Genomic DNA, 18351 nt, shown 5'->3' on the forward strand with positions numbered 1-18351 from the left:
TAAGATGTTAATCAGGCTGTTTCAGATATTGATACAGCGTTTCACGACTAATACCAAACTCGCGAGCAAGCTGAGCTTTTTTCTCACCATCCATTGCTCGCCGTCGAACTTCAATTTGTTGTTCTGAGGACAGTGATTTTTTCCGTCCACGATAAGCTCCACGCAGCCTGGCTAAAGCGATCCCTTCACGCTGACGTTCATGGATTAAAGAACGTTCGAACTCGGCAAAAGCCCCCATCACTGAGAGCATCAGGTTTGCCATGGGTGAATCTTCGCCAGTGAATGTCAGGCATTCTTTAACAAACTCGATACGCACTCCCTTATGGGTAAGCTTTTGTACCAAACGGCGCAAATCATCCAGGTTACGAGCCAGCCTGTCCATACTATGAACTACCACGATGTCTCCATCACGCACGAATGACAATAGTGAATCCAGCTCTGGCCGCTGAGTATCTTTACCCGATGCTTTATCGACGAAGACTTTGTCCACCTGAGTCTGATCCAGTTGTCGTTCTGGGTTCTGGTCAAAGCTACTTACCCGTATATAGCCAATACGTTGACCTTTCATACTCCTCCAATACTGAATGTGTCAGAAAAGAATCTATGACCTTTAATTGCCTGTGTCAATAAATGTGCATAGAGACTTTACTCTGACACTTTTTCATTATCAGGCCTGACGTCAGGTTAGGGTATACCTTTATGGATACCGATCATCGCTATCCACTACAGCCCGATCACGATGGATTCCAGTTCCGGTGAATCAAGGTTGAGTCTGCTTAATTGGCGGTTCACCTTTGGACGGTTGAATCTGACGGCATCAAGTGCCTCAATCAAGGGACGGATCTCTCCGACCGTGGTCGTTTCATCAGCATGAATAATCGCGTTGAGCAATGCTAGTGTTTTAGTCGTTTCATCGGCTAATGTCGCCCCGGGCATTCGGTTTCCGGCCAAACAAAAAGGTGACTTCAGGTTAGCGTTTTCGAAAACAGTTTCAATACGGATATCGTGAAACCAGTGCTCGAAAAAGTTGTACTCGTAGGTAAAACGGTCACCAGCATCAAATCCAAAGTCATCCAGCGCGATTTTGTAAGGATTATCAGAAAATGCAATCCCGCCGGAGTAGGAAATGCCGTAATCTTTAGCATAAATACGGAATTGGTGAAGGTGATCATCCTGCCATCCCTGCGCGATCTGAATAATATAATGAAAAGCGGCTAAAGATGTCTCGCCTGATAGTCTGAATCGGCGCCAGACCATTGGGCTAATACCCCGAAGGGCGATTTTAACGACATAAATTTTCATGGTGAAATATCGGACTAATAAGTGCACTTAACTGTTCATTCTATCGCCGGTTTAACACCGTGCCCCACAGTTTTTTATGGTCTCCTCTTAATTTATGAGATTAGTTTATTTAAAGGTTTGTTTTATTATTGAAGATAGGTTTTATAATTTTAGATGATTATTTTTACTCTTAATTTAACTCATACTAATAACATCGGATAATAAAGATTTAAAATTGAAACCATTAATTAGCTAAAATTGAAAGCTAGCTATGCGTCACATAAATATCTTCTTTAACTGATGAAAAAAGTTTGAAATCGCATTAATGTTATTAATTGTGTAGCTTAAATGTCACATTCAATTGATTTTTGTAAAGTAGATAAATCTTTTTCTACTTAGTTTCAGGTATTTATCATTTAAAAAATAAGTTTATAGGAGGATGTATTCATTCTCATGGGGATTATTTTTTCGGGATTTTCCGCCGAATTATTTATACGGTTATTGAGTATTTATTGTGATAACGAAAATAGTTATTTAGAGAGATAAAATCCAAATGAAAACGCATATTCTACATTTTGACCTAGCTCAAAGCCATTTACGTACCCAATCCAGTCAATTAAACCTTTGGGTTGGTGAATATAATATACCGTTGCAAGAACATGATGAGTCAAGTTTAGCCAGAGCAGCTGGAGAAAATCCTGCAATAGATATGGTTCTGCGTTACGGTTCACACAATATTAGCCATTTCGCGGAGGTACCTGAACACTATTTTTTACCTCATCACGTTACGCTAATTAAAGTGGTTGGTGATAAATCCGGGCCTTATCGTTCTTCATTACCGGTTCTTTATCATCTTTCTTATCATATTCCTAATGCTCATTTACGTCGTTATGCTAAACGTAATATAGAAAAACTCGCAGTAAATAATGTGGGTATAGCTTTACCTGGCAAACTCAGTGCTTTTGGTGTTAATAGTCAACATTTGGCGCTAAATTCTATTCATTGCAGTGATCTGTTGATTGCAGCTAATGAAGTAAAAACGCCGTGGGATGTTGCCTGTTCTATTGTGTTTTCCCATCCGGAATTGGCTAACAGTCAGGCCTATTCGGCATCAATTGTCATGAATGCACATATTGCCCCACCGGAGGCAATAGACCCGTTGCAATATAACCGAGTTTATGAACTGGCTATATCGATATCGAGTCAAGGGCCAGCAACGGAAACTGGGGGGTTTGCCACTTATGGGCAATTGGTTGCCCCTGATGGCAGCGAAATGTTCTACGAGTTTGATTGGGTCGGTCAAGATGGGCAGGTGATTTTTCCCGCTGGTGATCCGGTGATGCAATATAATTTATCAGATGAAACAGAGGGAGGATCAGGTTCACCTGCGTCCAATGCGTTGAGAACTTCGCGTGATGATGGTCGCCTGCAAAATCATAATTGGAGTGTCAGCCAAAGTGCGTCTCTGGACGTTGCCGAATTCAAAGATCAGGCAGCAGCATTGGCTCTTAAGCGGGACACCAGCCAAATCTGGACTGCCACCAACCGTACTCCTAATCACGGTATGGATGTGTATGCCAACAGCATCCGTTACGATAGCAGCCAAAACCATTTTTCCATTGACTTTAAGAACAAATATTTACGTCAGCTAGGTGTCTATATTCAATTTTTTAAAGACACGAAGATGGAACAGCCGATCGATAATCCAAAGGTTGACGGTAATTGGCCATTTTATTTCCCTCAAGAGTTGGCCGCGTTATTCGAAACGCCATCACAAAAGGCCCTGGGCGTATTGGCTAATGTCAATACGATCATGGGGATCCCGATGCCCACTGATCCCACTAAATTTGGCTTGCCCTGGCCGGCTGAAGCCCAGGCAGCTAAATTCTTGTTTGGTGGCCTGGGAACCTCCCGTTGGGAGAACCCGATTGTTTGGCCGGGTGTGATTTTGACCGGTATGTTCCAATACGGTATTCCGGCTCTGATGATGTTAGCTGGAGCCATGGTAACTAACAGCCAGTGGTATAAAGATTTTATTTCTAATAAGGACAACGTTGCCATACTGGCCGGTATTGCTTTCCCATTGATTGGTGGTGGTGCCGCTGTCGGTTCAGCGTTATTCAATACTAAAAAGGTGCTAACCAGTTTAGCCAGCATTGCCATTGGTATTCTGGCTAAAAAAGGGATGGAAGCGTTAGCGACTTATGTTACAGCCCAAGTAGCAGCCAGTGCGGCTGCGCAGGCGGTTCCGGTGGTTGGTTGGGCGTTCCGGCTAGCTGCAATTGCGCTGGATGTGGCACAGATCGCTGTAACTACAGGTGAATTACTTTCCTCGCCCGCCACATTGGAAGTGGATATCAAGCGTCAGATGACACTGGCTTTTACTCTGCATCCTGATCCTGCTCATGGTGAAGCGGGCCGTCCGGAAACCGCAATCTGGCCGCCGGTGGCAGTACAGTGCCAGGTGACCGTTGAATATACCAACGGCACCTACTATACCCAGACTATTCCATTACCCACGACAGGTTCCAATACACCACTATCTTTTAATTTCAATTCGGTTGGCTGGGGTGGAACACTCAAAATCAAGGCTAATGTCTATTCAGCCACTGGCTGGTTAGCGGGGAGCTACACCAGTGATCTGCTGAATGCGCAGCCAGACGACCCTAATGAAGGCATCATGCGCGTCAGCGGTAATATAAAAGAGATGTTGGTGCCGCTGACTCAGGTGACTCAATACGAATATTGGGAACAGTTGTCTTACGATAGAGATAAAAAAGAGTACCAGTGGATTGAAGGCAGCGTGCCGTTGGAAACCCAGTCTTCACTCAATTGCAGCAATGTGGGCAAGAACATCTGTAAACTGGTCAATATGACAATATTGGATTCGGATTATCAGGTTGGTTATTGCTATCAAGCTTCCGGTCAGGATATCCCACTAGAAGATCCATTAAGTCCGCCAAATAGCGGCCAGATGTATGTGTTGCAAAACATTTCCACTCTGAGCAACGACACGTTGAATGAACGTCTGAAATTATCCGAGGTGGGTTTCAAAGTACAACCGCTGATCAGTTATAACAGTTTCGGCGCTGGACCGGACGAAAAAACCATCACGCCTTATAACTTTATTATTGATTCACGGTTTGGTGAATATCACTTACGTCGGGTGGACCTGCGTGATGGCAGCCATAATTTTGGTTTGACGGATAATCCGCTTTCGTGGGGGACTTTTACCATTCCATATCTTGATGCGATGGTGGTTCACCCGAGCGGCTATGTCATTGCTGTCAGTTGGCAATATAGCAAGATGCAGATCCTGGCGTTGGGTGATCAGGGCTATCCGGATGATCAGGCTCCAGCGGCACAGATTGTCTCTGGAGAAGGGATTCGGCAAGGGCTAACCCATGGGCCAATTGCCCTGACCGTAACGCCAGATGGCCGCATACTATTATTGGAGACAATCAATACCCGTATTCAGGCGTTTGATACTAAAGGGAACTCATTCCCGAGTTTTGCGGGTGCAACACTGTTTCAACTTGCTACCGCTGATTATCAGGCAACACTGAATGCTCAGGAGTTTTCCCCGGCATTACAACAAGCATTTCGTGAGCAGGGGTTGACATTCCTGTTCAGTAACAGTGATCCAAACTTTATACGTTCGCTGAATGCTGGAGTACTGGACGAGCAGATTATTGCCACCTTTGCGCAAGATGGGATCTATCTAAGTTATAACCAGACCGCAGACGGTAATATTGACCCAGTTGGCAGCACAACGGTTGACGTGATACAGCAAGGGCAGAGCTGGTTGGTATATGATCCGCAGAAACCCGTGACTTACACGCTGACCGCTCAGGGACAAACGGTATCTGTATATAACGATTTGAGTAATGTACGGGTTATCGCTATCGGTCAAGGTGTCAAATGGCAAATTGATGATCTTAGCAGCGCTCGATCCTGGCTGTTAACCCTTAATGCAACGAATCCTGCTCAGATTACGGTAGCGGATTATCTGTCCTATATGCCACTGAATAAGCCAGCCGGGATTACGTATCTGGATGTTGCGGTTGAGGCGAAGGGATATATTTATGTCTTGTCATACCGTAACGAAGGGCGGGATCCAACGGATTATATCCTTGATATCTATAATCCTGACGGTACTTTCCTGGTAACTGTCCCTGATTCGACATTAGTGCCTGATCCAGCTAAACGCCAGCATATTGTTGCTGGACATCTGGCGATAGATTCGTTCCGTACTCTGGTGGCGATGAATTACGGCAAATTCTTGGGTGAAAATCAACGTACCCAACCACAGATCAGCCAGTGGATGCCAACTACACCAATATTCGATCTGGGTATCGATCAATTACCGATATTCCAGCAACACGATATGGATAAAATCCGCTCAGTTTTTGCTGACAACAAACACCCTCTTAGTAACAAGGCAACGATCGAAACTATCAATGAAAATGGTTATTTCATCATTACTGATGTTAGTACCCGTTACCCAGTTATTTGCACCGTGGATGGCGATAATCAGCAGATTATTTCTGTTTACAGTTTCTCGGAGACAACTATGCCATTAAAAAATTATAGCTCAGGATTTAAAGAGGTTTTGCAATTATTAGGTATCCCAGAGAGCGATGTAACGGAGAAAGTCGTTGTTGCATCTTCGTCGCAAGGCTCTTTACGGCCTGACGACCCACAGTCACTGGCTCCTTCTTATACGGCAGAAGTGTCGTCAGCATCGGAGCTATTGACCCTTTCTGGTATCCCCCCTGTTGAAGCGCCGATATCCTTTCCGGCAACCGTTGATGTTTTTGCGATTGCTGAACTGGAGATTGCTGATGACGGGGTTCTGAACATTAGCAATCCGACTTCAAGACCGATAGTGGTGGTGGTTGACACTTTGGCGCTTAAGCAAGGTGGGCAACTGATATGTGACGCCTCTGTGATTCTAAACGTACAAACTTATACCAAAACTCAGGAGAATTCCCATGAATAAAATGAAAACGGTTAACGAAACTTTGGCTGAATTGCGTGAGCATTATCATTTGACCGGTACCGAGCGGCAGCCAAAGCAATTGAACACTTCGGACTTTGACGGGCCGGTGATATTTTCTAACGACCCGAAAATAGCCACTGTGCCACCCGCGTTTTTTACCGTACAAACCATACAAGAATTGAAGGAACTTGGGGGTGTGCCTGACAGTGAGTATGGACCAGGCGGAATGGAACCCCATCATCCGCTACCTGAACCCTATTCTGCTGAACGGTTGGCAAATGTCACCGGTAATCATGCTGATATATGTAAAGCTTTCCGCGCTTATATCTATGGTTATTCTCCTTTGGTCAAAGATTATGAAGATATTCTGAACGCTAAACGTTTCCCGATGAAAGTCGCGTTATACAGTGGTGAAGATATCGTTGTTACTGCCAGTAATCCATTGATTGTTGGAAGTAAAGAGAGTCACGGAGAACCTGTTAACTTAAATTTTAATAAGATAACGATTCAACCTGGCGGTAAAATTATTTATCTCACCAATGGCACGGTTCAGGCGAACGAAGTGATCATAGTTAATACCTTAGGTACAGATAATGATGGCACGAACATTGAAAATATTGGAGGGGACGGAGGCAATGGCGGGAGCGGAAACAGTGGCTCCAATGGGAAAGACGGCAGTAATGGTAACCCCGGTAAAGATAATAAAAACTCCTGTGCAACGCAGGCTACGTCAGGTACTGCGGGTGGCGGTGGTACTGATGGCGCCAGAGGAAGTGACGGCGAGAAAGGAGGGAATGCAGAGGATGTCAATTTTAAAACCGGTACCATCACAGGCTTTGTGAATATGCTGACACAAGGCGGTAATGGTGGTAATGGCGGTAATGGTGGTAACGGTGGTAATGGCGGGAAAGGAGGGAATGGCGGTGGCTCTACCAGCGAATGTAGGGCTGGAAACGGCGGTAATGGCGGTAGTGGTGGCAATGGTGGTGCCAGCGGTAATGGTGGTAACGCGGGTAACGGCGGTAACATCTATTTTACTTACGACGAAGGGGGGAGCGCATCCTTTAAGGCCAGGGCAATTGCCGGCAATGGTGGTAATGGTGGCAATGGTGGTTCTGGTGGTGTCGGCGGCGGCGGCGGTAGTGGTTATTCCAGTGGTAGCTCAGGTAAAAATGGTACATCAGGGAGCACAGGAACTGCCGGAAAAGCAGGTACCGTAGGCTCAGTTTATGTCAACGGCAAAAAACAATAACGGCAAGGAGGAGTCATGGTCGCAGATATTCAAATTTTGGGTACTAATGGCGTGAATGGTGCCGATGGAGCCAATGGCGCTGATGGTCAACGGGGGGTTGATGGTCAGAATGGCTCTCGACGCAAGCCACCCACTGCCGGTGGCCCTGGTGGTGATGGTCAACCCGGTCAGAATGGCCTGGATGGTCAATCAGGTTCTGGCTGGTGGTTTGCCCTGCGTTGTAATCGTTTTGACGTACAGAGCGTGGTGCGTATTAGCAATAGTGGCGGTAATGGCGGTAATGGTGGTACAGCGGGTTATGGCGGCAATGGTGGTGATGGCGGTAATGGTGGCCGTGGTAGTTCATTATCGTCAGGGAAGCCGGGTGGTATCGGCGGTAACGGTGGCAATGGTGGAAATGGAGGCAATGGCGGGGCTGGCAGCGATGGCGGTAATGTTTGGGTCAGATACATCCAGACTAGCTTACCGAAACCAATATCTGCCACCTCTGATGGCGGGGATGGCGGCGTCGGACAGCCAGGTGGCGCTGGGGGGATTGCTGGGCGCGGGGGTGTAAATGGTGATGGTTCACATGCACCCGATGGGGGATATGGCATTGGCGGTATTAGCGCCAGTGGTGGTCAGGCCGGGAGAGCCGGAAAGGTTTCTGTAGTTCAATCAAGAGGATAATGACATGAGTGAATCCAGATCTTTTGCCGGTAAATGGCAATTTGCAGCAACTTCCGGCCAACTGATTACTGTTCAGACGGATGGTACGCTCAGCCTGTCAGCCAAGCAATCAGGGGCGATAAATCAAATGATTAATGCTTATGGCATTAGTAGCTTTTGGTTACAGGCGGGCAATGGTCAATACTTGGCCGCGAGCGGTAATACTCCTCAAGCTAATCAATCGCGCAATGGCGCGGTTGCCGAGATCCGGTTGGAAGAGGTAGAAGGATCTGGATTTCGCCTGCGTCGTATCAGTAGCAGTGGTGACAGCTATTTGGTGGCGCAACAATCTGGGCTGGTTTGGCAGGTAGTCACTAGCAGTCCGCCTCTGTCAGCCCAATTTACTCGTACTATCGTGACAAAGGACTTGGAATTCCTTAAAGAATGGGGGGCAATGGGAGCAGATCTGCGTTTTGCTTATCTCGCCGAAGAGAATTTGAATGAAATGGTGATGATGGCCGTCGATTTGTCCAATGCCGACCTGCATGGTTCGACATTGATTGATGCTGATTTAACTAATGTCAAAGTTGATGATTGTAATTTTAGTGGTTGTGACTTAAGCAAGACTGATCTAACGCATATTCATGGTAAAAATGCGCTTTTTGAAAAGTGTATCGTCGGTAGTGAGACCAATATGCCTGACGCTGAGCTACCGAACGCCATTTTCCGTGGCTGTAAGAGCAGTGGTGGTCAGCCGATATTGAATCGTCTAAAAGCGCCCGGTGCGGATTTCTCTGGAGCATTGTTACCTTCGGTGATAATGGAGAATGCTGATTTATCTCAGGCGAATCTGATTAATGTTGATCTAAGCGGCGCCAGTCTGGCTTCCTGCAATTTTACCGCGGCGATCATGACGTTGGTGAATTTGCAGAATACCACTTTGCAGACCTCGAATTTTAGTCAAGCCACGTTAGTGGGGACTGATTTTACCGGGGCGAATATCAATCATGTTAATTTCAGTGGCGCAAATCTGACCAACGCACGGTTATCGTTAACTACCGGTTATAGTCAACTTAACCTCAGCGACAGTACCTTATTAGCGACGGTGCTGACAGAGATGAACTTGGTTGATGCCACGATTACCGCTAAAACGGATTTTACTCAGGCACAGATGGATGGCGTTAATCTGAGCAGCCAGAAGCTGGATCAAGTCATATTCCTGATGGCGTCGATGAAAAAGGCAAATCTGGATTCTACGTCACTGAATGGCGCAGTTCTGGTCGGTGCTAATCTGGCCGGTGCCACTGTTCTGGGAAATGTCTCTTTAGTTGGCGCGAATTTATCTAATGCGAGTCTGGAGAATGTTAATTTAACTGGCGCTCAATTTGGTGCTTTATCCACAGTGACACATTTGGATGAAGCCGATGCTCAGACGCTGGATAATCAGCAACTGCCTGAACGGTTACGTCAAATTTTGTATCAGGGAAAGATATTGGTTAATGGTCAGGCAGAGGTGTTGGTTCGTCAGCCGGGCCAGAACTGGCTGGTGGAACATGATGGTAAACCGTTATTTATTCACTATCAGGATGGGCAATTAAACGTTGCGCAAGATAATGGCGGTAATGCGGCAATTCTTGCCAACACATTTATGCCTAATGCTATCCTGACTGGCGCTAATCTGTACGCGGTTGATATGTCTGGCGCTCATTGGTACGGCAGTAACGCCAGAGCCGATAACGCCAATTTGGAACAGGTCAATTTGTCGAATGCTAACTTAGCGACAATGAATTTCACTCAGGCTCGATTGTTTGGTGCGAATTTGTCCTATGCTAGTCTGGTGAATACTGATTTCAGCAAGGCAATGTTAGAACCCACCGAAGGTCTTAAGCCGGCATCTCTGGCCTTTGCTTCAATTCAAGGCACTATCTTTACGGAAGCTAAATTGACCGGCGCTAATCTGACCAATGGCGCGGTGGCTTTACCGTTTGAGGAAACAGGCAATAAGTTAACAGGTGTGCCTTTATTCAGTGCGGCGCTTGAGCTGATGAGTTCATTAAATAGTGGCACAGTCTCAAAAGAGTTGCGTCAGGTATTCACTGATAACGGCTACAGCCTGTTATCTAATGCCAAAATCATTGAAAAGCAAAGTGATCAATATTGGATTATTTCCAACCAGCCGCCAGACACCGATCTGAATTATCGAGGATATTGTAACTTTATGGTGATTCGGGTGAGTGAGGTCGGTAATAACCATCTGCAAGTTTGTGGTGGATCGCCATTACGTATCATCCGTACTGCGGCTGACAATACATTGCAACCGGTTAATGTCGCTTTTGGGGTGACAATTGATATCACTCAGGCAATGGATGGAGCCACCACCTGCCCAAGTGGTTTGCGTTATCAGTTACTCAATACGGGTATCAGCTATCAGTCATTGATGACGCCGGGATTACCACCTCATCCGCCAAAATGTATTCCCAGTCCGACGACTTGGTGTTGATAAGTAAGCACGATGATCTGGCAAACAACTAATCGGAGTAAAGAATACCACTATGGATATTAATATGATGAGAAGCGATAATATGCCGATTGCCATTATCGGTATGAGTTGCCGTTTCCCGGGGGATGTTAGCTCTCCAGAGGAATTCTGGCAGCTGTTGTGTGGTTCAAGTGACGCAATTACCCCAGTCCCCCCTGAACGCTGGTCAACTCAGGCTTATAGTTCCCGAGATCGTAATTTGCCGGGGAAAATGGTGGCGCGAGAAGGCGGATTTATCGCTGATGTTACCGGCTTCGATGCGGCGGTGTTTGATATCAGTAATACAGAAGCGCCTTTTATCGATCCACAGCATCGTTTGATGTTGCAGGTGACATGGGAAACGCTGGAACGGGCGAGAATAGCGCCAAAATCGTTGGCGGGTCAGGCGGTTGGTGTCTATATCGGTGCTTTCACTCATGATTATATGCACCTGCAATTTACTGATTTGCGTCAGACTACCGGTTATACCTCAACCGGTGCAATGGGAACCATGTTGTCAAACCGGATATCCCATGCGTTTGATTTTCAAGGACCATCCTTGACTATTGATAGCGCCTGTTCATCGTCCCTGTTAGCGGTCCATTTGGCTTGTGAAAGTTTACGGCGCGGAGAATCACAACTGGCGCTAGCGGGTGGCAGCCAGTTAATGTTGATGCCTGATTTTTCGGTAGTAGAAAGCCGTACTGGTTTTCTATCATTGACCAACCGCTGTCATAGCTTTTCAGCTAACGCTGATGGTTATGTGCGTAGTGAAGGAGTCGGTGCTGTTTTGCTGAAACCTTTGAATGCGGCTTTACAGGATGGCGATCCCGTTTTGGCGGTGATCCACGGTTCAGCTGCCAATCAAGATGGCCGCACTCCCACGATTACTCAGCCAAGTAGCACCGCACAACAACGAGTGATTCGGATGGCCTGTGCTCAGGCGGGGATTTCCCCGGAAGAGATTGATTATATTGAGGCCCATGGTACTGGGACTGGGGTAGGTGATCCGATAGAAGCAGAAGCACTGGGGCTGGTCTGTCGGCCCGAACCGACAGACCGCCCATTGTTGATTGGTGCGTGTAAATCCGTAATTGGTCATACGGAAGCTGCGGCGGGCATTGCTGGATTAATTAAAGCGGTATTGTGTTTACAACGAGGACAGGTACCGGGCAATTTACATGCCGAGCCGCCTAACCGCTACATTCGTTTTACTGAGTTGGGATTGCAAGTTCCACAGCAGTTAACTCCATTGTCTGAAGGAAAAGTGATAGCTGGGGTGAATTCCTTTGGTTTTGGCGGAACGAATGTCCATGTGGTGTTAAGTAATAATGCAGAATCTTCCGTACAACTTCGGACGACGCAAGGGCAAGCTTTCATGCTGCCATTGTCTGCGCAGTCTGAGTTTTCTCTGAAGCAACAAGCGCAGAGCATTGCTGATTTGCTGCAACAGCAGCCAGATATTGCCCTTGATGATTTGTGCTATAGCTTGGCGACGACTCGTCACTGCTTTCCGTTACGTAAGGGGATCGCATTCAGTAACCGAGAACAGTTGCGACAGCGGTTGACTAATCTGAATGTGTCGTCGGAGCATAATAATAAAAAAGTTGATCGTCTGGCTTGGATATTTGCGGGTATTGGCAGTGAAGATTGGCAAGACTCTATCGCTTGGTTTCAGCAATTTCCCGAATTTACTGAACAATTCGAGCGTTGTGAGGCAATTTGGACGGGATTTTCTGCACCTTCCTTATATGCGGCATTGATCTCTGCCGATGAACTGATAGAGCCGCCAATGCAGTTTGCTGTACAAATATCAATGGCTGCGCAGTTGCAGAAGTGGGGGTTCAAACCAGCTGCGTTACTTGGTCATAGTTCCGGTGAAACGGCGGCTTGTTATCTGGCGGGAATTTATGATCTGACGCAGGCACTGACACTGTTACATCAGCGTTATCATTATCTGGAACGTGTGTTGAATAAAGGCGGCGGATTATTAATCGTGGCGGCGACAGTTGAGCAGATATTGCCTCATTTGTCTGCCCCCGGTGCCGAGCCTGCCGTGGTGATAGCGGGGCGTAATAGTATCAATCGTTGCTTACTGTCTGGGCCTATAAGTGAATTAACCGCTGTTGCTGAGCGCTTAAAGCAGCAGCGTATCGCCAGTAGTTGGCTCAATTATAGAATTGCTTCTCATTCCCATTATATAGAGTCAATCAGGGCTGGGTTGACTGCGGATGCGGCAACCGTTCCCGCGGCAGAACCTTTGTTGCCAGTGTTTTCATCAGTCACCGGGGAGTTGATTAATGGAAAGTTGAGTCCCGAGCATTGGGCTGACAATGTCGTTTCGTCATTCCGTTTTGACGACGCGGTAGAAAACATGCTCAAAGCGGGTTTCCACCATTTTCTGGAAGTTTCACCTAAATCCCTACTGAGTGCAGGATTAAAGGATTGGAGCCAGCCTTATCGAGGACAGGTGTTTGCTTGTCGCTCAGGGCAGAACTGGCCACAACTGTTAGGACAGCTGTTTGAAGCTGGGGTTGAACCGGACTGGCGGACTCTGATGCCTACCGCTTGCCCAATTGATCTACCCACTTACTCCTGGCATCAGCAATCTTATTGGTATGAACCAGAGATTAGCCGTCGCCGCCGATTACGTATATTGAGCGGTGTATTATTGGGCGAAGCTCAGCCGGGCAGCGAGAGTTGGCAAGCTGAGTTGGCTGTAGAACAAGTGCCTTGGTTACTCGATCATGTTGTCATGGGAAATGCAATGTTTCCGGCTGCGGGCTATATTGAAATCATGTTGGCGGCGGCTCGTATCTGTTTTCCTGACGTTGGATTAGCGCTTGATAATATTGTGTTGCAATCGGCTTTACTGCTAGAGCCAGGCATAGAATTCAGGTTAAAGACACAGCTAGATCGCCAGCGAATGGAAGTGCAAGTACACATTACCCGTAATCTGGATGAGAGTGTACATTACCAACTTGCAGCCAGTGCACAGGTGAACATCGTTGTACCGGGTGCTACTGCTTGTGCTATTCCTCCATTAGCGGTAAATGATCGCTATCCTTGCATGTGGAACCAAGAGATGTTGTATCAGGCATTTCAACATCTACATTTCAGTTATAGTGGTGTTTTTTGTACTCTGCGCCATGCGTTTGTTGGTAAAGAAGAAACAATCTGTGAGATTGAATTACCACCTGCACCGGAGGGAATGAATTTTCACCCAGCGGCTTTGGATGGCATCTTCCAATCATTGTTGGCGATTCAGTCTGCTGATGTTCACGCGCCAATTCCTGCCAACGAGTTCCGTATCCCGGTCAGTATTCAGCATTTGCGTATCAATGGTAAATTGTCAGGTCGGGTTCATGCCCATGCCCGAAATACTAAGCAGACGCAACAACAATGGATTGGTGATATTGACGTCTATACTGATAGCGGTATGTTGCTTTGTCAGATCAGCGGGTTTTGCGTTCAGCTTGTTGGTAATAGAAAAAATAGCTTGTCTGCCAAACTGCACAATCTGGTTGTCGGCCAACCACAGTGGCGTAAACTGCCCGCTCAGCCATCAACAGAGTCTGTGACGCAATGGGCTATCCTTGGGGGTGAAAACGCTCTGGCAGAAGAGTTAGTTGATGAGTTGCAACGCCGTGGTGGGTGTGCCTCGTTGTATTCTGGTCTGCCTGACAGTTATCAGAAAATTCAAGAATTAGTTGATACTCTTCCTGTTGAAACCGAAAGGATCCTGATCCTCTGGCCGTTGCAGGCTCCGCGGATGGCTTATCATTCGTTGATCCATTTGTGTGCGGCGCTAGCCGAACGGTCGATAAAACCACGTTTGTGGATAGTGACTCAATGTGCTCATCAAATTACTGAGCAGGATCAGCCCGATCCATTTGCCGCCGCATTATGGGGAATGATGCGCGTTATTGGTCAACAAGAAGCAACTGCATTATGGGGTGGATTACTGGATATTGACAGTATCACGGCTCCAACCAAATGGTGGGACGCGCTATTGATAGGTGATGGCGAGGATCAATTAGCTCTGCGCCATGATCAGCGTTATGTGCTACGCCTTGTGCCATTACCTGAAATACCCGCGCTACCACCAGTGCGTTTTCGTCCAGATGGCTGCTATCTGCTGACTGGTGCTTTTGGTGATATGGGGCGTCAATTGATCCCCTGGATGGTACAGCATGGTGCTCAACATTTGTTATTGATCGGGCGTCGTCTTGCCCTTGATACGGCTGATCAAAAGTTATTGGAAATGCTACATCAACAAGGGATCGAGGCTAATTATCTGCCGGTTGATCTCGGTGATGTGGAAAGGACCCACATTTGTTTGGCTGAGTATCGACAACAAGCCAGCCAGCCGCTGCGTGGGGTGATTCATTGCGCTGCGCATGTTGAAGATCAGGGATATCGTGAACTCAGCCCCGAGGCGTTTGATAGAGTATTTGCCACTAAAGCATTAGCTGCCTGGACATTGCATCAAGCGTTGGCTGATGCACCTTTAGAGCATTTTGTTATGTTTTCCTCGTTGGGGGCATTATTGGCTTTACCGGGTATGGCATCTTACGCAGCGGCTAACGCTATGTTGGATAGTCTGGCCTGTTTACGGCGTCAGCAAGGTTTACCTGCGTTAAGCCTTAATTGGGGGCCATGGGAAGCGGGGATCGCTTTGCGGGATAGTCGAACGCTGCCAATATTGGAAAATAGTGGCTTACAGCCATTTGGTTCAGAGGAGGGATTAGCTGTTTTAGAGCGCTTGTTTGCTCGGATTGAGCCGCAACTGGTGCCATTCTTGACGAATTGGTCAAATTTGCTGTCCAGCCAGATGCGTCACCTACCGCTATTGCGTGATATTCAGCAAGAAAATGTGGTTCAGACTTTACCCATAGAAGCGGCGCTTGCAGTGAGTGATCTGGACGATGTCGTTAGCTTGCTACAAACCTTTTGTGGTGAGATTGTTGGGACGTCAACAGAAGTATTCCATCCCGATCTACCTTTGACTAACAACGGTATTGATTCATTGAATGGTTTAATGTTGGTACAAAAAATCAACAAACAATTACGTTTGGATATTCCGCTGGAATTGTTGTTAAGTGATAAGCCGCTGGCTGAACTTGCATCATTGATTACATATCGATTGCAAGTTAAGGCAATTACGAAATAGGAACAACCTTCGAATTGTTTAAGAATAGCTAATTCAGAGACACGTAGTTGCGATTTGGTTTCAATAGGAAACTTATCGGACTACGGTGTCTCTAATGTTCTATTTGGGAAGAGTTTTTTAACTAATTGAATATAAATGCCATTTCTGTCAGAAACATTCTCCAGCATTATAAATAAGTTTTCATAATTATGCTCCACTTCCAACCAGCCCAATTCGTTTTTGCCCAAAAAAAGCCAGACATTCATCAAAAATATATTTTGGATACGTGCAGATTGTTGCTACGTCTTTTAAACGATCCATTAATGTTTGTCTATCGCGCTTTAATAGCCTTGCAAATCCCAATATCTCATACATCTTCACAATCAATGTTGCTCGAGTACTTTTAGCGACAAATGGATATTTGGGAGCTCTGTTTGGGAAATAAGTGGCGTAGATGTAGACTACATCTTGCTTGACCTCTCGTAGTTTAAACTTAGGTACGACTGATTTAGCGCGGAAATAACCGATCAGGGGAATTAAATATATTCTCGTTTCTATCTTTCCCATTTTTGATAGAAATTTTTTGATGCTAGGATCTAACTAAAAGAATTCTTCGCGCTCTGCTTGATTAAAAGTGGGGAGAGAATACAGCTCATGAATTTCCTGCTCTGTCAAAATTTGAATACGACTTGATTTGATTTCTTTCATTGTTCTCATGCTATATCAGCTAAAAATAGGCGACATAATATAATGAGAAGATGACTCAATCGATACGAGTAGTACAATTTAAGTGTAAAAAAAGCCAAGCAGGAAGGTAAGTATAAAGGCCGCCCGATAGACAAGAAACTGCACCAAAAAATCGAAGGTCTTCTCAGGGAACACAAAAGCTATAGCTATATTGTTGACTTGCTCGGTTGCTCTAGACACACAATATCTAAAGTATCAAAAGAGATTAAATTAATAGAATGAATTTAATCATAATGAATTGAATTTAATAAATTTATTTTCATTCGTGGAACTTTTCGCTGAATTGGGCACAATACCCCTAAGCGCTCGGTTTTTTATTGGAGGTTGTGTCAGGATTAATTGCTTACACTTTTCAACCCAAAAACCGAGCTTAAATTTACGGGGCTCTGACTTGGCTCTTCTTAAGCAGAGCTGAGGTTAATTAACCTGAACTCGGGATAAAAAGAAGGGAACTAAAAGCGAGTTCCGTGATCAGATCTTTCGACCAAGAATGATTTCTCACAAAGGAACCCGCTATGCGTAATTTAGTCAACTTATATTGTCATGTCGACGATTTTTGTCAGATTTTTATGCCTCAATGGCAAAAGTACCTGATTGAGAGCGGTGAACGTCAACGTTTACGCCAAGGACGAATGAGTACGAGTGAAATTATGACCATTATTATTGCTTTTCATATGTCACACCAGCGTGATTTCAAGAATTTTTATCTTGGATTCATTTACTTATATCATAGAAAAGCGTTTCCTACATTGCTCAGCTACACCCGTTTTCTTGAGGTCATGCCAATGGTACTTATCCCATTGAGTTCGTTTTTTACGCATCTTAAAGGCAAGCCGACAGGCATTGAATTTATTGATTCAACTAGTATTAAAGTGTGTCACAACCTCAGAATACCAAGACATAAAGTGTTTAAAGAGACGGCGGCGAGAGGAAAAGGAACGATGGGAGGGTTCTAGGGTTTTAAACTTCACCTCGTTATTAATCATCTTGGTGAAATTGTTGCGGCAAAACTCACCCCCGCGAATGTTGATGATAGGACACCGGTTCGAGAATTATCAAAAGGACTTTTAGATAAACTTTATGCGGATAAAGGCTATATCAGCAAGGCATTAACGGAAGACTTAAAAACAGAAGGAATAACCTTAATTACAGGGCAACGAAAAAACATGAAACCCGGGTTATTGGCGGCTTGGGATAGAGCCATGTTGGCTAAACGGTTCATCATCGAAACCATCAATGATCAGCTTAAGAACGTCACACAAATTGAGCATTCCCGCCATCGTAGTTTGCATGGCTTCATGCTGAATTTATTAGGTGGATTAATCGCTTACTGCTTAAAACCCAAAAAGCCATCACTCAATATCACAAGCGCTGAAAAAACAGGACTTCGGGTGATGGCTTAAACCGATCTCAGGTTAATTAATTAAATTATGTTTCCTAATTCCCATAATTTTTTTATCTTCCAATCCGCTAAATCCCAATATGAGTAATCATATTCAATATTATTTGGTATAACTACACATTTCATTGAGGCTGCTTTAACTGCAATCATGCCAGTTTTGGAATCTTCTATCCCTATACACTCGTTAGGTAACACATTCATTTTTTCGGCTGCATTAAGATAAACCAATGGGTGTGGTTTATTATATGATTATATCATCTGCTGAAGATATATATTCAAAATAATTATCGATACCACATTGCTCAATTATTTTTAATATTAATAATCGTGGTGAAGCAGAGGCAATACC

General features: G+C 45.5%; 8 protein-coding genes and 3 pseudogenes. 7 read left to right on the top strand and 4 right to left on the bottom strand.

Translation table 11 applies throughout. The features are described 5' to 3' along the window. Positions 1–7: 7 nt before the first annotated feature. A complete protein-coding gene (locus Xhom_RS23765) occupies positions 8–568 on the bottom strand; it encodes a recombinase family protein (protein WP_099140023.1) in 561 nt (186 codons plus the stop codon). A 155-nt stretch (positions 569–723) separates the two neighbouring features. Next, positions 724–1329 (bottom strand): plasmid pRiA4b ORF-3 family protein, encoded by a 606-nt coding sequence (locus Xhom_RS23770; RefSeq protein ID WP_420855274.1) that lies wholly within the window; start codon positions 1327–1329, stop codon positions 724–726. A 505-nt stretch (positions 1330–1834) separates the two neighbouring features. Between Xhom_RS23770 and Xhom_RS23775 the strand changes: the two genes are divergently transcribed. The 5 genes from Xhom_RS23775 to Xhom_RS23790 all read left to right on the top strand — a co-directional run bounded on the left by Xhom_RS23775 (position 1835) and on the right by Xhom_RS23790 (position 15874). Continuing rightward, positions 1835–6283, top strand: coding sequence for a C-type lectin-like domain-containing protein (locus tag Xhom_RS23775; protein ID WP_099140025.1), 4449 nt, complete (start codon positions 1835–1837; stop codon positions 6281–6283). Continuing rightward, the gene (locus Xhom_RS23780; protein ID WP_099140026.1) at positions 6276–7535 is read left to right on the top strand and encodes a hypothetical protein; all 1260 of its coding nucleotides are present in this window, start codon (positions 6276–6278) and stop codon (positions 7533–7535) included. The genes Xhom_RS23775 and Xhom_RS23780 overlap by 8 nt, the downstream gene beginning before the upstream one ends. A 15-nt stretch (positions 7536–7550) precedes the next feature. Further along, positions 7551–8204: a hypothetical protein gene (locus tag Xhom_RS31710; protein ID WP_169928540.1), complete on the top strand. Its 654-nt coding sequence runs from the start codon at positions 7551–7553 to the stop codon at positions 8202–8204. A gap of 4 nt (positions 8205–8208) precedes the next feature. Beyond that, positions 8209–10683 (top strand): pentapeptide repeat-containing protein, encoded by a 2475-nt coding sequence (locus Xhom_RS23785; protein ID WP_099140027.1) that lies wholly within the window; start codon positions 8209–8211, stop codon positions 10681–10683. Positions 10684–10747: 64 nt separating this feature from the next. Then, positions 10748–15874 carry a type I polyketide synthase gene (locus Xhom_RS23790; protein ID WP_169928550.1) on the top strand — a complete coding sequence of 1709 codons (5127 nt, stop codon included), beginning with the start codon at positions 10748–10750 and terminating at the stop codon, positions 15872–15874. A gap of 186 nt (positions 15875–16060) precedes the next feature. Here the strand turns inward: Xhom_RS23790 and Xhom_RS23795 are convergent, their stop codons facing one another. Continuing rightward, positions 16061–16441, bottom strand: a complete 381-nt coding sequence (locus Xhom_RS23795; RefSeq protein WP_274540193.1) for a DUF4158 domain-containing protein — start codon at positions 16439–16441, stop codon at positions 16061–16063. 464 nt (positions 16442–16905) lie between these two features. On the opposite strand from Xhom_RS23795, the pseudogene Xhom_RS47260 reads away from it, so the two are divergent. Both Xhom_RS47260 and Xhom_RS23805 read left to right on the top strand, forming a co-directional pair. Continuing rightward, positions 16906–17015 (top strand): annotated as a pseudogene (locus Xhom_RS47260) (IS982 family transposase); the annotation flags it as partial. A gap of 100 nt (positions 17016–17115) precedes the next feature. Further along, positions 17116–18003 (top strand): annotated as a pseudogene (locus Xhom_RS23805) (IS982 family transposase). 20 nt (positions 18004–18023) lie between these two features. Here Xhom_RS23805 and Xhom_RS47265 read toward each other — a convergent pair. Further along, positions 18024–18233 (bottom strand): annotated as a pseudogene (locus Xhom_RS47265) (HAD-IA family hydrolase); the annotation flags it as partial. Positions 18234–18351: the final 118 nt, after the last annotated feature.

Source organism: Xenorhabdus hominickii (genome assembly GCF_002632725.1).
Lineage (GTDB): Bacteria > Pseudomonadota > Gammaproteobacteria > Enterobacterales > Enterobacteriaceae > Xenorhabdus > Xenorhabdus hominickii.